Source organism: Micromonospora sp. L32 (genome assembly GCF_052068055.1).
GTDB lineage: Bacteria > Actinomycetota > Actinomycetes > Mycobacteriales > Micromonosporaceae > Micromonospora > Micromonospora purpureochromogenes.
In genome coordinates this window covers 68,748-91,625 of sequence record NZ_JBQHDD010000006.1, presented here as the reverse complement: position 1 = coordinate 91,625, position 22,878 = coordinate 68,748, and the positions used below count along the sequence as shown (strand labels likewise).

Sequence of the window (22,878 nt, the reverse complement as noted above, 5' to 3'; positions counted from 1 at the left end):
CGGACCGGCAGACCCGCCGGTCCGCGAACGATCGGGGGATACGACGGTGAGCGACGAGCTGGTCCGGGTGTACGTCCCGGCGACCGTGCCGATGCTGGCCCGGCTGCGGGAGCAGGGGCTGTCGGCCGACCAGGCGCACGCCGTCACCCCCGCCCTGCGCGAGTGGTACGCCGAGGGCGACGAGGAGGAGCTGGAGTACGTCGCGTTCACCCGCGCCGCCCAGGACGCCCTCCAACTGCTGCGGGAGGACCCGGCCGCGCCCCGGCGCCGGGTGGTGGTCTCGGTGGACCTGCCCCCGTCGGCGGTCGGCCGGGGCGACGGTGACCTCGGCTCCAGCACGGTGCGGCTCGACCAGCCGGTGCCGGTGCGGTCGGTGGCCGCGCTGCACGTGGACGGGGCGGACGCGGTGGACGACGTGGCCGCCGCCGTCGAGGTGGTCGCCGAGGCCCTGGCGGGCGACCCGGACGCCCAGTTCACCGTCGACAGCGCCGAGGACCACGAGCTGGAGTGGTACGACCCCTCCGAGCTGGACCTGCTGCTCCGCGCCGCCTCCTGATCCGGCCCGCCGGCGGGCGCCCGGCCCGCCGTGGAAGCGGCCACGCCCCCGGCGGAGCGGGACGCCCCGGGGCGGAGCCGCCTCAGTCCTCGACCGGCTCCGGCTCGTCGTCGTGGGGCGCCGGCCCGAGGGTGCGGCCGAAGGCGACGAGCGCGGTCAGCGCGCCCACGAACAGCACCCAGATGCCGTTGTCGACCCGGGAGGTGCCGAGGCTGGTCTGGGCGACCGCGTCCGCCTCGCTCAGCGCGCTGGCCAGGTCGAGCAGGGTCCGGCCGCCGATCCGGATGATCACCTCGGCGAGCAGCAGGAGCAGGCCCGGGCCGGCCCCGGCGACCAGGTACGCCGGCCAGCGCAGCGCCGGCGTCGCCGGGTCGCGGCGCAGCGCCCGGCGGCGGGCCCAGGTCAGGTAGCCGAAGGCGAGCAGTCCGGCGAGCAGTCCGGCGAGCAGCGACTCCGTGCGGGAGACCCACTTGGCGGCGCTCACCAGCGACGCCTGGGAGCCGTCGGCGCCGAAGAGGTCGAACAGCGGGTCGCGGGCCCGGCTGAACGCCACCACGAAGACCAGCGTGCCCAGGGCGGCGGTGACCACGGCGCCGACCGGGGCGGCGTCGCGGGCTCCGGCCAGTGCCCCGCCGATGATGGCCGCCGCGGCGCTGGTGCCGGCGATCGTGTTGGTGGTCGCGTTGTCGGCGTAGGTCAGGTTGATCGCGAGGGCGACGGCGAGCCCGACCAGCAGGCCGGTGCCGACCGCCACCACGAAGCGCAGGGTGGCCCGGTCGACGCCCCGCCGGGCCAGCAGCCCGGTCACCGCCAGGGCGACGGCGGTCCCGGCCACCAGGGCGGCCGAGATGACCCCGGGCAGGGCGAAGGCGGAGAGACTGATCGCGGTGAGGCCGGCCGCCGCCGAGCTGATCGCCTCGCGGGTCGACCAGAGCATCGCCGCCAGCCAACCGACCGCCAGCAGGGCCAGCACGGGTGCGCCCGGGGCGCGCGCCGGGCGGGGGGCCTCGGCCACCGGCGCGACCTGGTCGGCCGGGTCGGTGGTGTCCGGCCGGTCCGACTCCGCGGCCGTCGAGCTGCCGGGCTGCTTGCTCATCGTGTCCCCTTCGACGGGCGCCCGACCGCAGCGGCGGGCCGGGGCAGGTCACCGGCCATCCAGCGTACGCGCCCGGCCCGGCTGGCTCCGCGCGCCCGCGCCCGCACCGGCGGCCTGCTTTCCTTCGGCGGAAAGGGCCGTTCGGGTACGGATCGCCGCCCGGCCCGCTCCCGCACTTCTCGATCTATGGTTTCCGGGCGGGCGGGGCGCGATCGGCGGGGAACGGGCGTGGGAGAATCCTCGGAGGTCCCGCCGCCGCGACGCCTCACCCGCGCGGCGCCCGGCGTCCGGCCGTCCGGTCGGTGCCCGCGGGTCCGGTTTCGCCACCGCTGTCGAGATCGCACAGGAGCCTGTGATGGACGCCGTGTTCTCCGTACCCGAGCCGCGCAACGAGCCGGTACGCACCTACGAGCCGGGCAGCGCCGACCGGGAGCGGCTGCAGCGGCGGCTGACCGAACTCGCCGCCGAGCGTATCGACCTGCCGATGACGATCGCCGGCGAGCAGCGGATGGCCGGCGGTGAGTCGATCGACGTGGTCCAGCCACACAAGCACGCCCACGTGCTCGGCGTCACCGGCCACGCCACCCACGACGACGCCCGCGCCGCGGTGAAGGCCGCCAAGGACGCCGCGCCGATGTGGCGCGCGCTGCCGTTCGAGGAGCGGGCCGCGATCTTCCTGCGCGCCGCCGAGCTGCTCGCCGGCCCCTGGCGGGACACGCTTAACGCCGCCACCATGCTCGGCCAGTCCAAGACCGCCGTCCAGGCGGAGATCGACTCGGCCTGCGAGTTCATCGACTTCCTCCGGTTCAACGTGCACTTCGCCCGTCGGCTGCTCGAAGAGCAGCCGATGTCGTCGCCGGGGGTGTGGAACCGCTTCGACCACCGCCCGCTGGAGGGCTTCGTCTACGCGGTCACCCCGTTCAACTTCACCGCGATCGCCGGCAACCTGCCCTCGGCGCCGGCCCTGCTCGGCAACACCGTGGTCTGGAAGCCGGGCCCGACCCAGCAGTTCGCCGCGCACTTCACCATGCGGCTGTTCGAGGCGGCCGGCCTGCCGCCCGGCGTGATCAACATGGTCACCGGGCGGGGCGAGGAGGTCTCCGACGTCGTGCTCGCCGACCCGGACCTGGCCGGCATCCACTTCACCGGTTCCACCAAGGTCTTCCAGCACCTGTGGCGGACCGTCGGCGAGAACATCGCCGGCTACCGGGGCTACCCGCGGCTGGTCGGCGAGACCGGCGGCAAGGACTTCGTCGTGGCGCACCCCAGCGCCGACGTCGACGCCCTGCACACCGCGCTGATCCGGGGCGCCTACGAGTACCAGGGCCAGAAGTGCTCGGCCGCCTCGCGGGCGTACGTGCCGCGTTCGCTCTGGGAGGGCGGGCTGCGCGACCGGCTGGCCGCCACCACGGACTCGCTGACCTACGGCGACGTCACCGACTTCAGCAACTTCGGCGGCGCGGTGATCGACGAGAAGGCGTTCAGCCGGCACACCGCCGCGCTGGAGCTGATCTCCGACGACGACACCTGCCGGATCCTCGCCGGCGGCACCGCCGACGACTCGGTCGGCTACTTCGTCCGGCCCACCCTCTTCGAGTGCAGCGACGCCGCGCACGAGACCTTCACCACCGAGTACTTCGGTCCGATCCTCGGCGTGCACGTGTTCGACGACGCCCGCTTCGACGACGCGGTCGCCCAGGCCGAGTCGATCGCGCCGTACGCGCTGACCGGTTCGATCTTCGCCAACGACCGCCGGGTGGTCGAGGCGGTCGCCGAGCGGATGCGGTACGCGGCCGGCAACTTCTACATCAACGACAAGCCGACCGGCGCGGTGGTCGGGCAGCAGCCCTTCGGCGGCGCCCGGGCCAGCGGCACCAACGACAAGGCGGGCTCCTGGCTCAACCTGGTCCGCTGGCTGTCGCCGCGGACGATCAAGGAGACCTTCGTGCCGCCGACCGACCACACGTACCCGCACATGGGCTGAACCGGCGACGGCCGCCGGTGGCGCGCACAGCGTCACCGGCGGCCGGGGCCGGCCCGCGGCCGTGGGCGGGTCGCTGGCTGCGCGGCGGAGCCCGACCGGCCGTCCGGTGGGGCCCGGACACCGTCCGGCCGGTAGGCATCGATAGTCCTGGCAGCACTGTCGTCCGCCGACAGTGCACATTGGAAATCCTCCCGGGTGGCAAATCCGGAAATCCTGGACGCTGCGACGGCAAAGTGGCAGCTTAGAGGGCATGGCGGAATCCGGAGTCAACCCCACCGCGGCAGCCCTGCTGGGGCTGCTGCACGAGGGCCCGATGACTGGCGGCCAGCTGATGGCCGCCGCTGAGCGCCGACTGGCGCCGTACTGGTCGATGACCCGCAGTCAGGTCTACCGCGAGTTGCCGGTGCTGGCCGAGCGGGGTTTCGTGCGGCTGGGCAAGCCCGGGCCGCGGATGAGCCAGCCGTACGCGATCACCGCCAGCGGGAAACGGACATTTTCCCGCTGGTTGGCGGAGAACCCGGGGCGGGACACCATCCGCAACCCGATCGCCCTGCGGATCGCCTTCGGCGACCTGCACTCGGCCAGCCAGCTGAAGAACCTCTACGCCTCGGCCAACGAATACCACACCGAGGCCCTGGCGCACGTGCGCGAGCAGGTGAAGAACGCCAAGAAAGAGGGCGACACCTACGACGCCAGCGCGCTGGAGTTCGCCGTCGCCTACCACAAGGCGGCGCTTTCCTGGCTCAAGACCGCCCCGGTCGGCTGATCATCTGCCCGGGTCGGCGGTGTGACGTGAGCGGACCGCCGCACGCACAGTACGCTTGTCTGTCGTGACCGCTGCCGATTACGCCGAACAGCTCAAGGAACTCGACGCCACCCTGCGCAACATCGAGGCGGTGCTCGACCTCGACCGCCTGCACGAGGAGAAGGCCCGGCTCGAGGAGCAGGCGTCCGCGCCCGACCTCTGGGACGACCAGGCGAAGGCGCAGCAGGTGACCTCGCAGCTGTCGTACGTCAACGGCGAGATCGGCAAGCTCGGCAGCCTCCGCTCCCGGCTCGACGACGCCGGTGTCCTGCTGGAGCTGGCCGAGGCCGAGGCCGACCCGGGGGTGCTCTCCGAGGTCGAGACGGAGATCGGCGGGCTGCGCAAGGCCATCCAGGAGATGGAGGTCCGCACCCTGCTCTCCGGCGAGTACGACTCCCGGGAGGCGCTGGTCGCCATCCGGGCCGGCGCCGGCGGGGTGGACGCCGCCGACTTCGCCGAGATGCTGCTGCGGATGTACCTGCGCTGGGCCGAGCGGCACGGCTACCCGACCGAGGTCTACGAGACCTCGTACGCGGAGGAGGCTGGCCTGAAGTCCGCCACCTTCACCGTCAAGGTCCCGTACGCCTACGGCACCCTCAGCGTCGAGTCGGGCACCCACCGGCTGGTCCGGATCAGCCCCTTCGACAACCAGGGCCGCCGGCAGACCAGCTTCGCCGGTGTCGAGGTGCTGCCCGTGGTGGAGCAGACCGACCACATCGACATCCCCGAGAACGAGATGCGGATCGACGTCTACCGGTCCTCCGGGCCGGGCGGGCAGAGCGTCAACACCACCGACTCGGCGGTCCGGATCACCCACATCCCCACCGGCATCGTGGTGACCTGCCAGAACGAGAAGTCCCAGCTGCAGAACAAGGCCTCCGCGCTGCGCGTGCTCCAGGCCCGGCTGCTGGAGCGCAAGCGGCAGGAGGAGCAGGCCAAGCTCCAGGGCCTCAAGACGGACGCCGCCGGTTCGTGGGGCGACCAGATGCGCTCCTACGTCCTGCACCCGTATCAGATGGTGAAGGATCTCCGAACCGAGCAGGAGACCGGCAATCCGTCCTCGGTCTTCGACGGGGAACTGGACAGCTTCATCGAGGCCGGCATCCGCTGGCGCAAGCAGCAGCAGCTCGCCAACGACGCTGTGTGATCAAGCGGGGGCGGAGCGCGTCGTCGATCTCCTGGCGGGAGGGGCAATCGATGACGCGCCTCGCACAGGTGGGGCGTAGGACTTGGCTCAGCGGTTACACCGCGTAGACTCACCACCCGTGATTCAGCTTGAGCAAGTGACGAAGACGTACCCGAAGGCGTCCCGGCCTTCGCTCGACAACGTGTCCGTCTCGATCGAGAAGGGCGAGTTCGTCTTCTTCATCGGTCCATCCGGCTCCGGCAAGTCCACGATAATCAAAATGCTGCTGCACGAGGTCAGCCCCAACAAGGGCCGGGTCGTCGTCAACGGCAAGGACGTCACCACGATGCGCTCCTGGAAGCGACCCCACTTCCGGCGCTCGATCGGCTGCGTCTTCCAGGACTTCCGGTTGCTGCCCAACCGCACCGCCTACGAGAACGTGGCGTTCGCTCTCGAGGTGATCGGCAAGACCAAGGCGGTCGCCCGCCGGGTCGTGCCCGAGGTGCTGGAGCTGGTCGGGCTCGGTGGCAAGGAGCACCGCTACCCGCATGAGCTCTCCGGTGGTGAGCAGCAGCGCGTGGCCGTCGCCCGGGCGTTCGTGAACCGTCCGCTGATCCTGCTGGCGGACGAGCCGACCGGAAACCTGGACCCGGACACCTCGATCGAGATCATGCGCCTGCTGGACCGGATCAACCGCACCGGCACGACCGTCGTGATGGTCACGCACGACTCCAACATCGTGAACCAGATGCGCCGTCGCGTCGTCGAGATCGAGAGCGGCCGCATCGTGCGCGACCAGGCCCGCGGCGTCTACGGGTGAGCCGGCGCTCCACCCCTGCCGTACACCCTGACGACGAACACCTCATGCCGGAGAGCCGGAGGAACACCCGATGCGGATGAAATACGTCCTGTCCGAGGTACTGGTCGGACTGTGGCGCAACGTCACCATGACCATCGCCATGATCATCACCATGGCGGTGTCGCTGTTCATGCTGGGCGGAGCCGGCCTGCTGTACCAGAAGGTCGGCGACATGAAGGACCTCTACTACGAGAACGTCGAGGTCTCGATCTTCCTGGCGACCGACGTCAGCGAGCAGCAGCGCAACGACCTGGACGCCAAGCTCAAGAGCGACCCCCTGGTCAAGGAGGTCCTCTACGTCAACAAGGACGAGGCGTACAAGCGGTTCCAGGAGATGTACCAGGACGCCCCGGACCTGGTGAACGCCGTCAAGGCGGACCAGTTGCCCGAGTCGTTCCGGCTCAAGCTGGTCAACCCGGAGCAGTACAAGAACATCTACGACCAGTACAAGGACACCGAGGGGGTCGACGAGATCGTCGACCAGAGCCGACTGCTGGACAAGGTCTTCGGCGTCCTCACCGGCATCCAGACCTTCGCGCTGGTCATCGCGGTGTTCATGGCCGCCGCCGCGCTGCTCCTGGTCGCGAACACCATCCAGGTCGCCGCGTACAGCAAGCGGCGTGAGGTCGCGGTCATGAAGCTCGTCGGCGCGTCCAACTGGTTCATCCAGGCGCCGTTCGTGCTGGAGGCGGTGGTCGCCGGTCTGATCGGTTCGATCCTCGCGCTGGTGTTCATGGCGCTCGGAAAGTACTTCGGCGGCAGCGGCTCGCTGTCCGCCCTGGAGGGCCTGATCACGCCGGTCTCGTGGGGCGACATCCTGCTGATGTTCCCGATCATGGCGGGCGTCGGCGCGCTGTTCAGCGCGGTCACCGGCTGGATCACGCTCCGCTTCTACCTGCGGGTCTAGTTACCCGACGGCTCCGCCGAGGGCCCTTCCGCGCCGGAATAAACGGCGCGGGAGGGTCCTTGTCATTCGGGTAGCATGATCTCTGCCCGCGGCCGGTCGCACCGGTCGTGGGTCACCAGGAAAGGGGGTGGCGCCGATGCCACGGGAAAAGGGTCGCAAGGTGGTCGCCTCCAACAAGAAGGCGCGCCACGACTACGCCATCCTCGACACGTACGAGGCGGGCATGGCGCTGACCGGCACCGAGGTCAAGTCGCTGCGGGCCGGTCGGGCGTCCCTGGTCGACGCGTTCGCCCAGGAGCGCAACGGCGAGCTCTACCTGCACAGCATGCACATCCCGGAGTACACCCAGGGCACCTGGACCAACCACGAGCCCCGGCGTACCCGCAAGCTGCTGCTCAAGCGGCTGGAGATCGACCGGCTGATCGGCAAGACCCGCGAGGGCGGGTTGACCATGGTGCCGTTGCAGGTCTACTTCTCCGACGGCTGGGCGAAGGTGGAGATCGCCCTGGCCAAGGGTAAGAAGTCGTACGACAAGCGTCAGGACCTCGCCAAGCGGGACGCCGACCGGGAGATCGCCCGGGTGGCCGGCCGGCGCGGCAAGGGCATGGACGACTGATCTGTCGTCTTTGTCCGAGTCGGTGAATCCGGCCCGGGGCTCGGGATGAAACCCGTTGCGGCAGGCGTTAGTCTTGTACGAAGCCGCCGGAAGGGCGGCCCACCGAGGGGGTGACTGGTTTCGACTTCGTACGTTGCGGCAGGGGAAGCGAGCCGAGGAAGCCGACGTCGTCTCGAGAATCGTTCGTCGGAAACCAATAAGCGCCAAGAACAATCGCGCTGACTTCGCTCTCGCCGCCTGAGGCGAGTAGTGAGTCTGTCGGCCTGGGAACGCCTTCGTCCCAGTCAGCCGGCATCAGCTAGGAGGCTGGCCAATCGGACCCGGTCGCGGGGTCCGTGCGGCGAGATCAATCAGCGACTGGGCCCGTCACACCAACTTGCTCGCGTGAGCGGTGGGGCCGAGTAGAGGCATAGCGAGCTGCGCTCGGAGAAGCCCTGACAAACCGGCGAAGGACCCGGGTTCGATTCCCGGCACCTCCACACCTCATGTGCGCCCCGGTCCATTGGACCGGGGCGCACAGTCGTCTTCCGGATACTTGTGGGGCCAGTGGGACCGATGGGGCCAATGAGGCGTTCCGGCCCCCTGGACAGCGCCCGAGCAGGGGGTCCACCATCGCTGTACGCGGTAGCACGCAGCGCGGGAGGTGCCCATGGCCACCGGTCCGATCCAGCAGCCGTCCGTCGCCCCGCCGGCGGTCCGCCCGCCCGCCGCGCGCCGGCCCAGCCCGTCCGGCGACCTGCCCGCCCTGGCCCGGGCGCTCGCCGTACCGCCGGGGGAGCCGCGCTGGCGGGAACGGGTCATCGTCCAGCTCGCCCCGGTCCGCCGGGGCTTCGCCGAACACGTCCGGATCACCGAGGGCCCGGCCGGCCTCTACGCGGAGGTGCTCGCCCAGGCGCCCCGGCTGCACCGCGGCGTCCGGCTGCTCACCCGGGAGCACGGGGCCATCGTCGCGGCGCTGGCCGACCTCCAGCGGGCCGTCGACCGGCCCGGGGTGTGCGCCGAGGAGCTGCGCCGGCGCACCGACGACCTGCTGCGGGCGCTGTCCCGGCACCGGCAGCGCGGCGCGGACCTGCTCTGGCAGGCGTATCAGACGGACCTCGGCGGGGAGACCTGACCGGCGGGAACCGGCCCGTGCCGGGCGGCGTCCAAGTGCGTATGCGTCGACTCCTCGCCCTGCTGGGCCTGCCCCTGGTGGTCACCGCGGCCGGCTGCGCGCCGGCCGGCTCCGACCCGGCCGGACCGTCCGCCGGACCGGACCACCGCTGGGAGGCGTTCCACCAGCGGGCCGTGGAAGTCGCCGAGGACTGGCGCCCCGCACCCGCCTGGCGGACCGGGTACGTGCCGCTGCAGGACCCGACCGTGCTGGTCGGCGACCCCGGGTTCACCGCCGACACCGAGACCGCCTTCCGGGCCGGCTGGTACCGGGATCAGATCGAGCTGCCGGCTGCCCGCCCCGCCGACGGCAAGATCCGGTTCCCCGACGGCACGATGACCACGCCGCTGCTCAGCGCCGCCGAGGCGTACCGGCAGCTGGACCAGGGCGACCCGCCGCCGTGCGAGGGGCGGCCGAAGGCGCCCGGCCCGACGATCGAGCCGGGGCCGGACGGCTCGGTCTCCAGCCCGGTCGCCACCGCCTGCGTCCCGCTCACCGTCACCGCCGTCCGGCTCGGCACCGCCGGAGTCCGCACCAGCCGCGGCGTGGCCGACGTACCGGCCTGGTTGTTCACCGTGGAGGGACTGGCCGCCCCGGTGGCCCGGGTGGCCGTCGCGCCGCAGTCGGTCACCCCGGTGCCCGAGCCGACGGCTCCCGCCCGGCCCGGCCCCGCCGACGTGGTGGGCGCCCAGCACACCGAACGGGTGGACGGCACCCGGCTGACCTACGTGCTCGGGGTGGGCGCCTGCGACACCGGGATCACCCCGCTGGTGCAGGAGCGCGAGGACGTGGTCGTGGTCGGCGGCGGGGTGGTCCGGGCCAGCGGCGTCTGCACCGACCAGCTGAAGCTGGAGCCGGTCACCGTCACCCTCTCCGCGCCGCTCGGCGGCCGGCCGGTGCTGGACGTGCTGACCGGGCGGGTGCTTACCCAGCGGGCCGGCTGACCGGTCAGAGGATCCGGGGCAGGTCGCCGCTGATCGGCGCCGGGAGCACCGTCGGGCCCTCGGCGCGCAGCGCGTCGGCCAGCGCGGCGGGCAGGTCGTCCGGCGTGCCGACGACCCTGGTGGCGCAGCCGTACCCCTGGGCGATCGCGGTGATGTCCAGGCCGGGCAGGTCCAGCCCGGGCACGCCGGGGGTGTGCTTCAGCTCGGCGAACGACTTGAGGATGGCGTACTGCTGGTTGACCGGCACCAGCACGACCACCGGCAGGCGCAGTCGGGCGGCGGTCCAGAGCGCCTGCACCGAGTAGTGGAACGAGCCGTCGCCGATCACCGCGACCACCGGCCGGCCCCGGCCGGTGTCCCGCTCGGCGAGGGCGATGCCGACCGCCGCCGGCAGGCCGTACCCGAGCCCGCCGCTGGCCATGGTGAAGTACGACGCCGGCCGGACCATCGGCAGCCGGCGGCGCAGCGCGGCCAGATTGGACGGTGACTCCTGGACCAGCACCCCGTCGGTGGGCCAGCAGGCGGCCAGCGCGGCGAAGAGCGTGTCCGCGTCCGGCGGGTCGGCCGGCTCCGGCGGCGCCACCGCCGGCCGGGGCTCCGGCGCCGGTCGGTCGGCCGCCGGGAGCAGGTCCAGTAGCGCGGCGAGGGTCAGCCCGGCGTCGCCGAGCAGGCTGTCGCCGACCGGTGCCCGGGCGGCCTCGTCCGGGTCGTCGGTGACGTGCAGCAGCCGGGCGCCCTCGGGCAGGTGCGCGCCGGGGACGTACGGGTAGTACCGGAACACCGGGGCGCCGACGACCAGCACCGTGTCATGCCCACGCAGCTTCTCCGCCAGCGGCGCGATGGCGAAGGGCAGCACCCCCCGGTAGTGCGGGTGCCGCTCCGGGAACACGGCCCGCTCCGGCGCCGGGGCGGACCAGACCGGGGCGGCCAGCCGCTCGGCCACCGCCACCGCCAGCGGCCAGGCCTCGGCCCGGTCCACCGCCGCGCCGAGCACCAGCACCGGGGAGCGGCTGGCGGCCAGCAGCGCGGCGAACTCCCGCAGCCGCCGGGGGTCGGGCCCGAACCGGGTCGCCACGGTACGCACCTGGGGCGGCGGGTCCGCCGGCTGGTCCCAGTCGTCCAGTGGCAGGGAGAGGAAGACCGGCCCGGCCGGGGGCTGGGCGGCGCTCGCGTACGCCCGCATGAACGCCGCCGGGAGGTCCTGCGCGCGGACCGGCTCGTAGCTCCACTTCACGTACGGCTGGGGCAGCTCGGTCGGCGCCCGGCTGGTCAGCCGGGGCTCCGTCAACAGCATCTCCCGGCTCTGCTGGCCGGCCGAGACGATCAGCGGCGTGCGGTTGTGCCAGGCGGTGACGAGGTTGCCCATGCCGTTGCCGGTGCCCGGCGCGGTGTGCAGGTTCACGTGCGCCGGGCGGCCGGTGGCCTGCGCGTACCCGTCGGCCATCGCCACCGCGGACGCCTCGTGCAGGGCGTGCACGTAGCGGAAGTCCGCCGGGAAGTCCCGCAGGAACGGTTGCTCGGTGGAGCCGGGGTTGCCGAAGACGGTGGTCAGGCCGAGGGCGCGGAGCAGCTCGTAGGTGGTGTCCCGGACGGTCGCCATCGCCCCTGCCTCCCTGTCCGGCGCGTGCCGGCGCCCGCCGGCGCCCACCCCCGACAGAGGCTCCCGACCTGCCGAATCTATCGGGGGCGGGTGGACAAGTCGGGCGCTTTGCCGCTCACCGGGCCGGGCGCACCCGGCCGGGGAGGCTCAGGGCAGCGGGAAGGGGGTCTTGATGCCGTCCAGGGCGTGCCCGCACGGGCAGTCCCGGTGGGTCGGCAGCGCGCCCACCGCGTCCAGCAGCACCCCGCGCAGCCGGTCGGTGTTCTCGGCGAAGACCCGGAACACCTCCTCCTGGGTGACCGACTCGCCGGCCTGCACACCGGCGTCCAGGTCGGTGACGAGCGCGATCGAGGTGTAGCAGAGGGCCAGCTCGCGGGCGAGCACCGCCTCCGGGTGGCCGGTCATGTTGACCACCGTGCCGCCCATCGAGGCGTACCAGCGGGACTCGGCGCGGGTGGAGAAGCGAGGACCCTCGATCACCACCACCGTGCCGCCGTCCACCGCCGCCACGTCCCGACCGGCCGCGGCGGCCAGCAGCGTACGCCGCCCGACCGGGCAGTACGGGTCGCCGAACGGCACGTGCACCGCGCCCCGGTCGTAGTAGGTCTGGGCCCGGCCGCTGGTCCGGTCGATCAGCTGGTCGGGGACCACGAAGGTGCCCGGGCCCAGCTCCGGCCGCAGACCGCCCACCGCGCACGGGGCGACGACCTGGCGCACCCCGAGCGACCGCAGCGCCCACAGGTTCGCCCGGTACGGGATCAGGTGCGGCGGGTACCGGTGGTCGCGGCCGTGCCGGGGGAGGAAGGCCACCGGCCGCCCGCCCACCTCCGCGACGGTGATCGGGTCCGAGGGTGCCCCGTACGGCGTCTCGACCATGTGCTCGGTGGCACCGTCCAGGAACGCGTAGAGCCCCGACCCGCCGATCACCGCGATGTCCGCCGTCGGACCCATCGACCCTCCCTCGTTCCCGCTCGATCACCCGCCGGTCAGACCTTAGCCACCGCCCCGGGCGCAGGCTATGGTGCCAGGCATGGCGGTGACAGCGCGGACGGCCGACGGCAACCGGTTCCACGACCCGGCGCGCGGCTGACGGTGTCCGAGATGCAGGAGGAGGGACGGGCGATCGGCGGTCGAGCCATGGAGTCCATGACCGGGCGGCTGCTGGTCGCCACCCCGGCCCTCAAGGATCCGAACTTCGATCGCACGGTGGTGCTCCTGGTCGCCCACGAAGCGGGCGGGGCGCTCGGCGTGGTGCTCAACCGGGCGACCGAGGTGCCGGTCGCCGACGTGCTCGGTGACTGGAGCGACCTGGCCCGGCACCCCGCGGTGCTCTTCGAGGGCGGCCCGGTGCAGCCGGACTCGGCGATCTGCCTCGCCCGGATGCGGCACCCGATGCGCCGGCTGAAGGGCTTCCAGCAGATCTCCGGCGCGGTCGGCACCGTCGACCTGTCGGCCGACCCGGAGAAGCTGCGCGACGGCATCGGCGGCATCCGGGTCTTCGCCGGCTACTCGGGGTGGGGTTCGGGTCAGTTGGAGCAGGAGATCGAGGACGGCTCCTGGTTCGTCTTCGACGCGCTGCCGGGGGACGCCTTCGTCGACCGGCCGGACGACCTGTGGCCGATGGTGCTGCGGAGACAGGGCGGAATGATGGCGGCGGTCGCCCACTTCCCGCCCGACGTGGCGCTGAACTAGCCGCGACGGGGTGGGGACCCCGCGAGATGACCATGCCGCGCGGCGTGTGTATAGTTCTCTGCGTGCCCGGGACACCGGGGACGACAGCAAGGGGCCGTGGCGCAGCTGGTAGCGCACCACACTGGCAGTGTGGGGGTCAGGGGTTCGAGTCCCCTCGGCTCCACCCTAGCGAAACGCCCTGGTGAGGGATCGAATCCTTCACCAGGGCGTTTATTGTTCCCCATGCTCTCAGGGCCGGTACGTGCCCCGGCGGGCCATGCGGCCCCATGCCCCTTTCCACCAGCGCCCCCGTACCTCCACCAGCAACAATCTAGTCGAACAGACGTACGATCCGGCCGGCTGTCGGCGATGTCGAGCTTCAGTTGATGCGTGACGGGGCCGAATCCGTCCCAGGACATGCTTGACGTTTGGCCTAGAGCCTGTCCTGCCGATCATGAGGATCCGGCTTCCATCATTGACAGGTCAAACTCCAGGGTTACTCCGCCGGTGCGTGCGTGTTGAGCAGTGCCTCAAAGGCGGGGAACTGGGCTTGCGCGGCGGCGATCACCTCTGCGGTCGACCGTCGGGCGGAGTCGGTGTGCCGCTGTGCGATTGTCGTCAACGCTGCGATGGGCTCGGGCACGCGCTCGATGCCGTCGACCGTCTCGAGCGGGCCGACGCCGTTCGCCAGCAGCCACAGATAATCGCCAAGGTCGCGCGCGATGACGGTGTACTCGCCTTCAGAGCCCAAGAACACGACCGATTGGCGGTCGAGAGGGTCACCTGGGTTACGGAGCCAGAAGGCGGCCAGGCCACCGGTGCCGTCCTGGCCGAAGGCGCGGAATGGAGGAGCGCCGGTCATAGGGTCGTTCGTCCAGTTCTGCCACCACTCCACCATTTCGCCCGACCACATGAACGTGTCGTACGGATCGAAGTCATGCCCGCTGTGCTCGTGGAAGAACCCCGCCGTGTGTGCCTCGACGAGCACCGCAGGCAGCGTCAGGTCCTCGTCCGTCATCGATGCAGTTTAGATAGTGCCGATCATGGAAGCCACATGATCGCGGCGATCAGGACCACGCTGGATCGGTAGAGGGATGCGCGTTTGGCGTAGCGGGTGGCCAGGTCACGCCACTGCTTGAGGCGGTTGAAGCAGCGTTCCACCACGTTGCGCTTCTTGTAGATCACCTTGTCGAAGGCTGGTGGTCGGCCGCCGGCGCTGCCCTTGGCAGCCCTGTGGCTATCTGGTCCGACCGTTCCGGAATGACGTGCCGGCTCCTGCGTTGCCGCAGCGCTCGGCGGGTCGAGTCGTGCGCGTAGCCCTTGTCCGCGATCAGCACGTCGGGGCGTTTGCGGGGCCGGCCGGGTCCGGGCTCGTTGACGCGGATCGCGTCGAGCAGGGCCAGCAACTGCGGATTGTCGCCGGCCTGACCCGGGGTGAGCAGGATGGACAACGGCCGGCCACGCCCGTCGACGGCGAGGTGAATCTTCGTACTCAGCCCGCCGCGGGATCGGCCGATGGCCTCACCAACTTGCTCACCAGGCGTCGCCGCACCAGCCGGAGATCCCCCTTTTTGCGGGCGCCAGCAGCATGCTGATGCGCCCGCACGATCGACGAGTCGACGCTGATCCTCCACTGCACCGGTGTCCCGTCGTCATGCACCTGCGCCGCGGACAGGATCCGGTCCCACGTGCCGTCCGCGGTCCACCGGCGCAGCCGTTCGTGGCAGGTCTTCCACGGCCCGTACCGTTCCGGCAGGTCACGCCATGGTGCCCCGGTGCGCAGCTTCCACAAGATCCCGTTGATGACCTGCCGGTGATCCCGCCACCGACCCTGAGCCCCACCCGGCTCCGGCAACAACGGCGCTATCGCCGCCCACGCCTCGTCCGCCAACTCGCCACGGCGCACCACCGGCACATCGTCAACGATCCACCGCTACAAGATCGGCAGGACACGCCCTAGGAATCGTCGCCCGCGTCCTTCCAACCGTCCCGGTCGGGCAACTCGGCGAGAAGCCGTTGGTGCTCGTCCTGGCTGCCGATCGCGACCCGGTGTTCCGGGTGACAGACGTAGTGCCGGATTGCAGCGGCGAGAAACCCAGCGTCGATGTTGTCGGTGCGCAGGGCCTTCCGGCTCCACGGAATACCGCGTCGCCGCACCAGCTGGGGTTCCGCGATCGCCATCCGGAGCCGCGAGGGGCGGTCGACACCTGGGGGGATCTGAGCGGCCGGTAGGGCCTCCCACGGCACAGTGAGTGAGCCGAGAGCCCAACGCTGCCGTATCCCGTAAGGATGGAGCTGTACCCCGTAACCCCGCCACGCCTCAACCAGCAACAGCGCGATCAGCACAAACCAGGGGATATTGGCAACCACGTCGAACGTCGACACAATGCCTGCCCTGGTCGAACGCACCACTGCGCCGATGCTGGCCGATGCAGGCGCGAGGAAGCCCAGGGCAATGAACACCTTCCACGCTGGCGCGGGTGTGGCGAAGGCCGGAATCTGCGGCTGCACGACGAAGTAGGCCGGACGGATCCCCATAGTGATGAGCGCCAGGACCAGGACTGCCAAGGTAAGGAAGAGCAGCGGGAAGAACAGGCGCTGACCCAAGGTAGGCACGAACCCGACGGCTGCGGCGTTCACGCCCGCCACAAGTAGACCAAGCATCAAGGCGACGTGCCGGTGCTGCACCATGGCATCCGAAACCTTGCCGATCATGCCCGTGACCATACGAGCCGGCGGTTGCAGGACTGGTTAGCCGATCGGTCGACGCTGAACAACGAAGCGTCGATCATGTCAAGCATCTGGTGGGACGCAGGTGTAGAGCATCAGCCGGGACACGACACAGCCGGCCAAGGAGTCGTCCTACCTGCGCGATCCCTCGCGGTTCCGGCCGTCGACCTGAAATCCCGAGCGGGTCAGAACGAGAAGTGCTTGACCACCGCCCAGCCCCGCTCCGCGGACCTGGCGTAGAAGGCCCGAAGGTCCTCGTGGTACTGAGCCAGGCGCTCCTGCAGCTCCTCGTCGGACTCGGACGAGGGCAGTTGCCGCCACTGCTGCCACCGGTCCGGGAACGAAACTGTCTCCAGGTACGCCGCCGTGCGCGCCACGTCCGGCGGCTCGAGCGCCACGTGGCCCGGGCCGCCGCCGGGGTCCGGTATGTGCCGGCCTCCGAAGACGGGGAGCTCCCGGTCGCCGCCCAGCTGCGACTGGAGCAAGTAAAGCTCGTCCAGCTGGAAGAAGCCGCTCTCCAGCCATACTGCATCACCTGCCCGGACCCGCTGGCGCAGCTCGTCGAACTCCACATCGAATAGGACCTCTAAACCCGCTGGGGTCCCGGGCAGCTTGGAGGATTCGAGCCCTCGAAAGTAGATCCACATACTCACTCTCGGCAAACTACCTGGGGCCACCGACGCGAGCCCCGTGGCCAACAGGCGCCGCAGGCACGAGCGCGTCGTCGACGAAGACCAGGTCCAGGCCGCCGACAGGTCAACGCCTAGTAAGAGGGCAGCGAGCTGAGGCAGCCAGGAGGCAGCGAGAGCAACAGCAACGACCGGCATCAGACGACACAGGTCGGCAAGGAAGGCCCGCTGTGCAGGGCAGAACGGCATCAGAGGACATCGAAGGATGTCCCGAACCCGCGTTCGGGATGAAGAGGTCACCGCTGCGTCCATGGAGCGGCGTACAGCACCGAAGTAGAGCAACCGATCCGACCGCTGGAGGCTCAGAGCAGCCCGGCAGGGTTCGCGAGCTGCGCACGGTGCCGCAGGCGACCGCCTTGCCGGCAATCCACAGCTTCAGGGTGACCCCGAGGACCGGGACCAGGTCGAGGGAGGCCGTTTCACCGTGAGGGGCGCGGGTAGACGATGGCCTGGTCGGACAGGAGGTTTTAAGGTGAATTACGCCGAATTCGTAGAGGTTGTGGCAAGGCGTGCCGGGGTGCCGACAGAGAAGGCCGAAGCCCTCAGCCGCGCGACTTTGGAAACGTTGACCGACCGGGTCACCGCCGGTCAGGCGAGCAACATCGCCGGGCAGCTTCCGAGAGAGCTACGGCAGCATCTGCACAAGACCACCACCGCTATCGGGTCGCAGAACGCCGAGCCGTTCGCGCTGAACCAGTTTGTCGAGCGGGTGGCGAGACGCGCCGGGGTCGATGTGCCGATGGCCGACGCAGGTATGCGAGCCGTGCTCAGCACCATCGGTGAGGCTGTGAGCAAGGACGAGTTGGAGGACCTGGTTTCGCAGCTCCCGAAGGAGTTCTGGGAGATCATTCAGGCCGGCGCGGGGGTCGAGGTCAGGCCGCGCGGCGCATAGCGGAGGATTGCCCCAGCTCCGACTAAGTGTTGTGGCAGGCCACAGCCACATGATCGCCCCGCGACCCGTAGGACGTGCCAGATCTGTGCCAGGTCGACAGGTCATGTCGGGGGATTGACGGGGACTGACGGAGAGAGTGGATGGCTGGCCGCAGGTCAGCGCCACTCCAGGTCAGGAGAGTTCGGGAGATCCCCCTGGCAGTGTGGGGGTCAGGTGGTTCGAGTCCCCTCGGCTCCACCCTTGAGACCAGGGCGTTCGTCAGAGATGACGGGCGCCCTTCGTCGTTCCTGGCGGCGAAAGTACCCGAGCAAGACCCGCCGAGAGGGTGTAGCAGCGGATCGGTCAGCCGCGCAGGGTTCCGCCTATCCGCGTCGGAGGCTCTGACCGGCGTGGTACGACTGCATCAATAGTGCGCGAGGCGCGCGGAAACGGGCGGAAGATGACGGTCGGTGGCTTGCGTGGTCTGCTCCGTGGCCGCGAGGCGGAACTCCTTCTCGACCTGGTCTTTGTCTTCGCGCTCACCCGGATCTCGGAGCGGCTGATCGTGGACTTCACCACACAGCGGCGGGTCGTTCTGCCAGAACTCGGTCAGACCGCGTTGTTGCTGCTGGCCCTCTGGTTGACCTGGGTCCGCGCGGCGATCGTGACCAGCGCCGCGGATCCGCGAAAACGGGCGATCCGGCTCGCGCTCGTCTTGGTCATGTTCGGCGTCATGATCATGGCGGTTACGCTGCCCTTTGCGTTCGGCGATCGAGGCGTGGTCTTCGCGGTCACCTACGTCGCCATCCAACTCGGCAAGCCCCTCGTCCTCCTGCTCGGCCGGTACCACCGTGAACGGCACACCCCCGCGCGGGCACTCTGCTGGGCAGCGGTATCCGCCGTACCCTGGATCGCCGGGGCGGTTCTCTTCCCGCAGAGTCCCGCGCGCGGGGTCCTGTGGACGCTGGCGTTGGCGCTGGACTACACGGGACTCGTAATCGCCTGGCCCGTTCCGGGACTTGGCCGCTCCCGTATCGAAGTCTGGAAGGGCGCCGGCGAGCACCTCGCCGAGCGTTATCAGCAGTTCATCGTCATCGCCCTCGGCGAGACGATCCTGCTCACGGGACTGACGTTCGCCGAGCAGTTCACCCCCGACCGGGTGGTGCCGAGCGTCGTGTCCTTCGCCACCACGATGCTGATGTGGCGAATCTACTTCCACCGCGCTGGGGCGGTTTTGCCCGACGCCATCGAGGCCATCCCCAGCCCAGCCCGCCTCGGTCGGTCCGCGTTCCAGACCCACCTGGCCATCGTGACCGGCATCCTCGCCACCGGCGTCGGCCACGCACTGGTCATCCACCATCCGGTCCTACACGAGGATCCGCTGTGGCTCGCGGTCATCCTGGGTGGGCCCGCGCTGTTCCTGGCCGGGCGGTCCCGGCTGGAGTACGAGGTGTTCGCCCGGGTGTCCCCGTCCCGGGTCATCGGACTTCTCACGCTTGCCGCTCTGGTGCCGGTGATGGTCCGCCGGCCGCCGCTGATCGCCACCAGCACCGCGGCCACCGTGCTGGCCGGGATCGCGGCGTGGGACACGATCCGCGAGCGAAGACACCCAGGTGAGGCACCGTCGCCACCCGGGTCAAGCCGACAGCAACGTGCCTGAAAGCGCGGGTCGTTGCCGTCTACCGGCGGCACTCACTCACCTACCTGCGTGCCGACCCGTCCACCAGCTAGCTGGCCCGGCGCCCAGACGTGGCCGAGGCGGTTCCGCCCCGGCACTACCGGGACCGGCGGGACCGTCAGCGGTTGGTCTTGCGGGCCGTGCGCCGGTTGCCGAAGGACTCCATGGTGGTGGCTTTCTTCGCCGGCGCCCGGGTGGCCGTGGTCGTCCGCGCGCGGGCAGCCGCGGCCTTCTTCGCCGGCGACTTCTTCGTCGCCGCCCTCGTCCCGGGCGCCTTCATGGCGGGGGCTGCCTTCTTGGCGGCGGGCGCCTTCTTGGCGGCGGCCGCCTTGGCGGTCGGGGTGCGGGTCGGGGCGGCCGTCGCGGAGGTCGCCTTCTTCCGGGCCACCCGCGCCGTCGTCGGGGTGGGCTTCTCACCCGGGCTCTTGGCCACGCTCGCCCCGGTGGCCCGCTTCGTGGCGGTCGCGACCTTCTTCGCCGCCGCCCTGCGGTTCATCGGGGCCTTGCTGGCCCCGGTGGCCTTCCGGGCGCTGGTGGGCCTGGCGGTGGCCCCGGTCGTGCTCCGTCGAGCGTCGGCCATCGTCGCTCCTCCTCGGGGTGTCCTGCCGAGGCCCGCACCGACGGTGCCGCTGACGGGACGGGCCGCTCCAGCCGGGTCGAGCCGACCGGCCCGCTCGGCGCCCGTGTCTTCCCCCACCCCCGGCACCCAAACTCTCCCTACGGCGGGCACCGGCCCGGCCTACCGACCGGGGCTTCCCAGCAGGGGTCACCCGGCGATGTGCAGGCCGTCGTTGATGCCCCCGCGGGCGTCGAGGTAGCCGCTGATCCGGTCCATGGCGGCCCGGTACGTCTCACGCCGCCGGTCGGCGGCCGGGAGCCGGGCGAGGTCGAGGACCCGGATGGTGGGCTTCAGGGAGAGCCAGATGGGGATCGCCTCCGCCCGCGTGACGGTCCATCGACGGTCGGCCTGTTCGGTGAAGGTGAACTTGGCCAGGACGCCTTCGCGGTTGGCGTCCTTGGGAAAGTCGTGCCGGGCGAGGGTGTTGCCCACACCGTAGGCGATCCACTTGCCGCCGACCTTCTCGAAGGGCTGCACGACGTGGGCGTGATGTCCGATGATCAGGTCGATGTCCGGGTCGGCGATCAACTCGTTGGCCCAGCGCAGCTGGTTCCCGTCGGGGATGTGTTCCATCTCGGTGCCCCAGTGGGCGGACAGGACGATGATCTGCGCGCCCGCCCTGCGGGTCGCTGCGGCGGCCTTCCTGATGGCGGGCACGTCGATGCGGTTGGCCAGCCACGGTTTGTCCGGTGGCCGCGGCTGGCCGTTGAAGTGCGCAGCCCAGGACAGGTGGCCGATCTTGACGCCCTTCACCTGGTAGATGGTGGGGGTGGCCTGTGCCGCGCTGCTGCGGAAGGTGCCGGTGTGCTTCAGCCCGGCGGCGTCGAGCGCGTCGAGGTTGGCGTAGACGCCCTGCTCGCCCTGGTCGAAGGAGTGGTTGCTGGCCGTCGAACAGGTGTCGTAGCCGGCGGTCCTGATGGCCGGTCCCAGGTCGGTGGGGGCGCGGAACCGGGGAAAGTCCGCCGGCGCACCGGGACCCATGGGCGCTTCGAGGTGGCAGATGGCCAGGTCGGCGGACTCGACCGCGGGCCGGATGGGGGCGAACATCGGGTCGAAGTCGTAACCGGGCCGACCGGCCTTGACCGCGTCGGCGCCGGCCTGCTGCCAGGTGGGTGGGTGCACCAGGATGTCGCCGGAGCCCAGGATGGTGACCTGCCGAGCCGCCGCCGGGGCCACCGACGTGGAGGTGCCGGCCAACCGGTCGCGGATCGTCTCTTCACGGGCTGCCCCGGCCGCGGGAGGCGAGGCCACCAGCGCGGTGACGAGCAGCATGCGGATGACGGTGAGGCGCACGCCCGGCTCTTCCCGATCAGCGGCGGATGATGCCGCACCGCCGCTGACCGAGGTGGCCGCCGGCCGACAGGGCCGGTCGGCACACCGCGTCACCGGATACCGGGTTGCTTGGTCCCCGCACCCACGGCATCCTCCCCGCATGATCGAGACGCGGGTGCTCAGCGAGGGCGACTGGAAGATGTGGCGGGAGCTGCGGCTCGCCGCGCTGGCGGAGGCGGCGTATGCGTTCGGTTCCCAGCTGGCGGACTGGCAGGGCGAGGGCGACCGTGCGGAACGGTGGCGCGCTCGGCTGGCCATCCCCGGCTCGTACAACATCATCGCGATGCTCGACGGGCAGCCCGTCGGGATGGCCAGCGGGGTGCCGACCGGTCAGGACGGCGTCGTCGAGCTGATCTCGATGTATGTGGCGCCGGTGGGACGTGGCCGGAGCGTGGGCGACCACCTCGTCCGGGCGGTCGAGCAGTGGGCTCGGCTGGTGGGCGCGGAGACACTGCGCCTGTCCGTGGTGGCGGGCAACCGGAACGCCTGGGCGCTCTACCAGCGCAACGGCTTCCGTGACACGGGTGAGCTGGGCGACCTCATGCCCGACGGCGTGCGTCGGGAGCACATCATGGCCAAGATCCTCGTGGCCTAGCGGTCGCCAGGTCGCCCGGCCCCCGGGGCGCCGGTCGAACCTTTGGCGGCTCCCGCCCGTACCAGTGCTCGGGAGGTCCATCATGACCGTACGCCGAGTGCTCGCCGTCCTCGCGGCCGTCGCCGCGAGCGTCCTGCCGACCGCGACCCCCGCCGCCGCGCACGGCGCACCCACCAGCCCGCTGAGCCGGTCCGCGGCCTGCGGCCCGGAAGGCCCGCACGCCGCGACGCCGGCCTGCCGGGCCGCCGTCCGGGCCGGAGCGGCGGTACGCGAGTGGGACAACATCCGGGTCTTCGGCGTCAACGGCAAGGACCGGGAACGGATCCCGGACGGGGAGCTGTGCAGCGGCGGGCTGTCGGCGTACCGGGGGTTGGACCTGCCGCGCACCGACTGGCCGGCGACGGAGCTGACCGCCGGGGCGAAGTTCACCTTCCGCTACCGGGGGACCATCCCGCACAAGGGCACGTTCCGGCTCTACGCCACGCGCCCCGGCTACGACCCGCAGAGCCGGCTGACCTGGGCGGACCTCTCGCCGCGCCCGTTCTTGACGATGACCGACCCGCCGCTGCGCAACGGGTCGTACCAGCTGGCGGGCCGGCTGCCGGCCGGGCTGACCGGGCGGCACCTGATCTACACCGTGTGGCAGAACTCCGACACCCCGGACAGTTACTACTCCTGCTCCGACGTGGTGTTCCGGAAGCCGGGCGGGGCCACGCCCACCGCAGCGGCCAGCCCGGCCGGCCCGGCCGTCGCGCCGCGCGCCGCCAGCACCGCGGTGCCCGGGTTGACCGCGGCGCCGGTGGCGGGCGATCCGGGCGTACCCGTGGCGTCGGTGACCCGCCTCGGCGGTGACAGCCTCCGGCTGGTGGTCGGCGCGGCGGCGGCGGTCACCGTGCTGCTCGCCGCGATGGTCGCGATGCGGCTGCGCCGCGCCGGCACCGTTCCGCCCGGCCGCGCCTGCGAGGTGCGCAACCACCGCGCCGGCCGCCGCCGCATCTGGTGACCCCGGCGCCGCAGCGCCCCGGCCGCGCCACGTGAGGTGGGCGG

22 protein-coding genes, 1 tRNA gene, 1 other RNA gene and 1 pseudogene are annotated in these 22,878 nt (G+C 71.2%); 16 read left to right on the top strand and 9 right to left on the bottom strand.

What is annotated here, in order from left to right; translation table 11 throughout:
- Positions 1-46 precede the first annotated feature (46 nt).
- Positions 47-556 carry a DUF6912 family protein gene (locus tag ACTMTB_RS17805; RefSeq protein ID WP_210774833.1) on the top strand — a complete coding sequence of 170 codons (510 nt, stop codon included), beginning with the start codon at positions 47-49 and terminating at the stop codon, positions 554-556.
- Positions 557-638: 82 nt separating this feature from the next.
- Here the strand turns inward: ACTMTB_RS17805 and ACTMTB_RS17800 are convergent, their stop codons facing one another.
- The gene (locus ACTMTB_RS17800; protein ID WP_441146991.1) at positions 639-1,652 is read right to left on the bottom strand and encodes a hypothetical protein; all 1,014 of its coding nucleotides are present in this window, start codon (positions 1,650-1,652) and stop codon (positions 639-641) included.
- 355 nt (positions 1,653-2,007) lie between these two features.
- Between ACTMTB_RS17800 and pruA the strand changes: the two genes are divergently transcribed.
- From pruA to ACTMTB_RS17755, 9 genes are all read left to right on the top strand, one after another.
- Positions 2,008-3,636, top strand: coding sequence for an L-glutamate gamma-semialdehyde dehydrogenase (gene pruA / locus ACTMTB_RS17795; RefSeq protein WP_441146989.1), 1,629 nt, complete (start codon positions 2,008-2,010; stop codon positions 3,634-3,636).
- A gap of 250 nt (positions 3,637-3,886) precedes the next feature.
- Complete coding sequence (locus ACTMTB_RS17790) at positions 3,887-4,402, top strand: PadR family transcriptional regulator (protein WP_088963825.1); 516 nt, start codon at positions 3,887-3,889, stop codon at positions 4,400-4,402.
- 64 nt (positions 4,403-4,466) lie between these two features.
- The gene (gene prfB, locus ACTMTB_RS17785; RefSeq protein ID WP_441146987.1) at positions 4,467-5,588 is read left to right on the top strand and encodes a peptide chain release factor 2; all 1,122 of its coding nucleotides are present in this window, start codon (positions 4,467-4,469) and stop codon (positions 5,586-5,588) included.
- 118 nt (positions 5,589-5,706) lie between these two features.
- On the top strand, positions 5,707-6,387 hold the full coding sequence (ftsE, locus tag ACTMTB_RS17780) for a cell division ATP-binding protein FtsE (RefSeq protein ID WP_088969966.1): 681 nt from the start codon (positions 5,707-5,709) through the stop codon (positions 6,385-6,387).
- Between the two features lie 70 nt (positions 6,388-6,457).
- Positions 6,458-7,333 carry a permease-like cell division protein FtsX gene (gene ftsX, locus ACTMTB_RS17775; protein ID WP_441146984.1) on the top strand — a complete coding sequence of 292 codons (876 nt, stop codon included), beginning with the start codon at positions 6,458-6,460 and terminating at the stop codon, positions 7,331-7,333.
- A gap of 136 nt (positions 7,334-7,469) precedes the next feature.
- Complete coding sequence (gene smpB, locus ACTMTB_RS17770; RefSeq protein WP_210774828.1) at positions 7,470-7,949, top strand: SsrA-binding protein SmpB; 480 nt, start codon at positions 7,470-7,472, stop codon at positions 7,947-7,949.
- A gap of 106 nt (positions 7,950-8,055) precedes the next feature.
- Positions 8,056-8,431, top strand: a transfer-messenger RNA (tmRNA) gene (gene ssrA, locus ACTMTB_RS17765).
- A gap of 167 nt (positions 8,432-8,598) precedes the next feature.
- The gene (locus tag ACTMTB_RS17760; RefSeq protein WP_441146982.1) at positions 8,599-9,063 is read left to right on the top strand and encodes a hypothetical protein; all 465 of its coding nucleotides are present in this window, start codon (positions 8,599-8,601) and stop codon (positions 9,061-9,063) included.
- Between the two features lie 41 nt (positions 9,064-9,104).
- Positions 9,105-10,046: a hypothetical protein gene (locus ACTMTB_RS17755; RefSeq protein ID WP_441146980.1), complete on the top strand. Its 942-nt coding sequence runs from the start codon at positions 9,105-9,107 to the stop codon at positions 10,044-10,046.
- A 4-nt stretch (positions 10,047-10,050) separates the two neighbouring features.
- On the opposite strand, the gene mdlC is transcribed toward ACTMTB_RS17755, so the two are convergent.
- On the bottom strand, positions 10,051-11,646 hold the full coding sequence (gene mdlC, locus ACTMTB_RS17750) for a benzoylformate decarboxylase (protein ID WP_441146979.1): 1,596 nt from the start codon (positions 11,644-11,646) through the stop codon (positions 10,051-10,053).
- Positions 11,647-11,793: 147 nt separating this feature from the next.
- Positions 11,794-12,597, bottom strand: a complete 804-nt coding sequence (locus tag ACTMTB_RS17745) for an S-methyl-5'-thioadenosine phosphorylase (RefSeq protein WP_441146977.1) — start codon at positions 12,595-12,597, stop codon at positions 11,794-11,796.
- A 150-nt stretch (positions 12,598-12,747) separates the two neighbouring features.
- Here ACTMTB_RS17745 and ACTMTB_RS17740 point away from each other — a divergent pair, with 150 nt between their 5' ends.
- On the top strand, positions 12,748-13,338 hold the full coding sequence (locus ACTMTB_RS17740; RefSeq protein ID WP_154939236.1) for a YqgE/AlgH family protein: 591 nt from the start codon (positions 12,748-12,750) through the stop codon (positions 13,336-13,338).
- A gap of 90 nt (positions 13,339-13,428) precedes the next feature.
- Positions 13,429-13,501 (top strand) — tRNA-Ala (locus ACTMTB_RS17735).
- Positions 13,502-13,813: 312 nt separating this feature from the next.
- On the opposite strand, the gene ACTMTB_RS17730 is transcribed toward ACTMTB_RS17735, so the two are convergent.
- The 4 genes and pseudogenes from ACTMTB_RS17730 to ACTMTB_RS17715 form a co-directional block, all read right to left on the bottom strand.
- Positions 13,814-14,335: an SMI1/KNR4 family protein gene (locus ACTMTB_RS17730; RefSeq protein WP_441146974.1), complete on the bottom strand. Its 522-nt coding sequence runs from the start codon at positions 14,333-14,335 to the stop codon at positions 13,814-13,816.
- Positions 14,336-14,358: 23 nt separating this feature from the next.
- Positions 14,359-15,223 (bottom strand): annotated as a pseudogene (locus tag ACTMTB_RS17725) (IS5 family transposase).
- Positions 15,224-15,273: 50 nt separating this feature from the next.
- Positions 15,274-16,032 (bottom strand): hypothetical protein, encoded by a 759-nt coding sequence (locus ACTMTB_RS17720; RefSeq protein WP_441146973.1) that lies wholly within the window; start codon positions 16,030-16,032, stop codon positions 15,274-15,276.
- Between the two features lie 200 nt (positions 16,033-16,232).
- Positions 16,233-16,619 carry a DUF1877 family protein gene (locus ACTMTB_RS17715; RefSeq protein WP_441146971.1) on the bottom strand — a complete coding sequence of 129 codons (387 nt, stop codon included), beginning with the start codon at positions 16,617-16,619 and terminating at the stop codon, positions 16,233-16,235.
- A 589-nt stretch (positions 16,620-17,208) separates the two neighbouring features.
- On the opposite strand from ACTMTB_RS17715, the gene ACTMTB_RS17710 reads away from it, so the two are divergent.
- Together ACTMTB_RS17710 and ACTMTB_RS17705 are read left to right on the top strand one after the other, a co-directional pair.
- Positions 17,209-17,628: a DUF2267 domain-containing protein gene (locus ACTMTB_RS17710; protein WP_441146969.1), complete on the top strand. Its 420-nt coding sequence runs from the start codon at positions 17,209-17,211 to the stop codon at positions 17,626-17,628.
- Between the two features lie 409 nt (positions 17,629-18,037).
- Positions 18,038-19,267 carry a low temperature requirement protein A gene (locus ACTMTB_RS17705; protein WP_441146967.1) on the top strand — a complete coding sequence of 410 codons (1,230 nt, stop codon included), beginning with the start codon at positions 18,038-18,040 and terminating at the stop codon, positions 19,265-19,267.
- Positions 19,268-19,403: 136 nt separating this feature from the next.
- Here ACTMTB_RS17705 and ACTMTB_RS17700 read toward each other — a convergent pair whose 3' ends face one another.
- Positions 19,404-19,865 (bottom strand): hypothetical protein, encoded by a 462-nt coding sequence (locus tag ACTMTB_RS17700; protein WP_441146965.1) that lies wholly within the window; start codon positions 19,863-19,865, stop codon positions 19,404-19,406.
- 186 nt (positions 19,866-20,051) lie between these two features.
- A complete protein-coding gene (locus ACTMTB_RS17695) occupies positions 20,052-21,197 on the bottom strand; it encodes a CapA family protein (protein WP_441146963.1) in 1,146 nt (381 codons plus the stop codon).
- A 139-nt stretch (positions 21,198-21,336) separates the two neighbouring features.
- Between ACTMTB_RS17695 and ACTMTB_RS17690 the strand changes: the two genes are divergently transcribed.
- Positions 21,337-21,831, top strand: a complete 495-nt coding sequence (locus tag ACTMTB_RS17690; RefSeq protein WP_441146961.1) for an N-acetyltransferase family protein — start codon at positions 21,337-21,339, stop codon at positions 21,829-21,831.
- Between the two features lie 82 nt (positions 21,832-21,913).
- Positions 21,914-22,834 (top strand): lytic polysaccharide monooxygenase auxiliary activity family 9 protein, encoded by a 921-nt coding sequence (locus ACTMTB_RS17685; RefSeq protein ID WP_441146959.1) that lies wholly within the window; start codon positions 21,914-21,916, stop codon positions 22,832-22,834.
- The last annotated feature ends 44 nt before the right edge of the window (positions 22,835-22,878 follow it).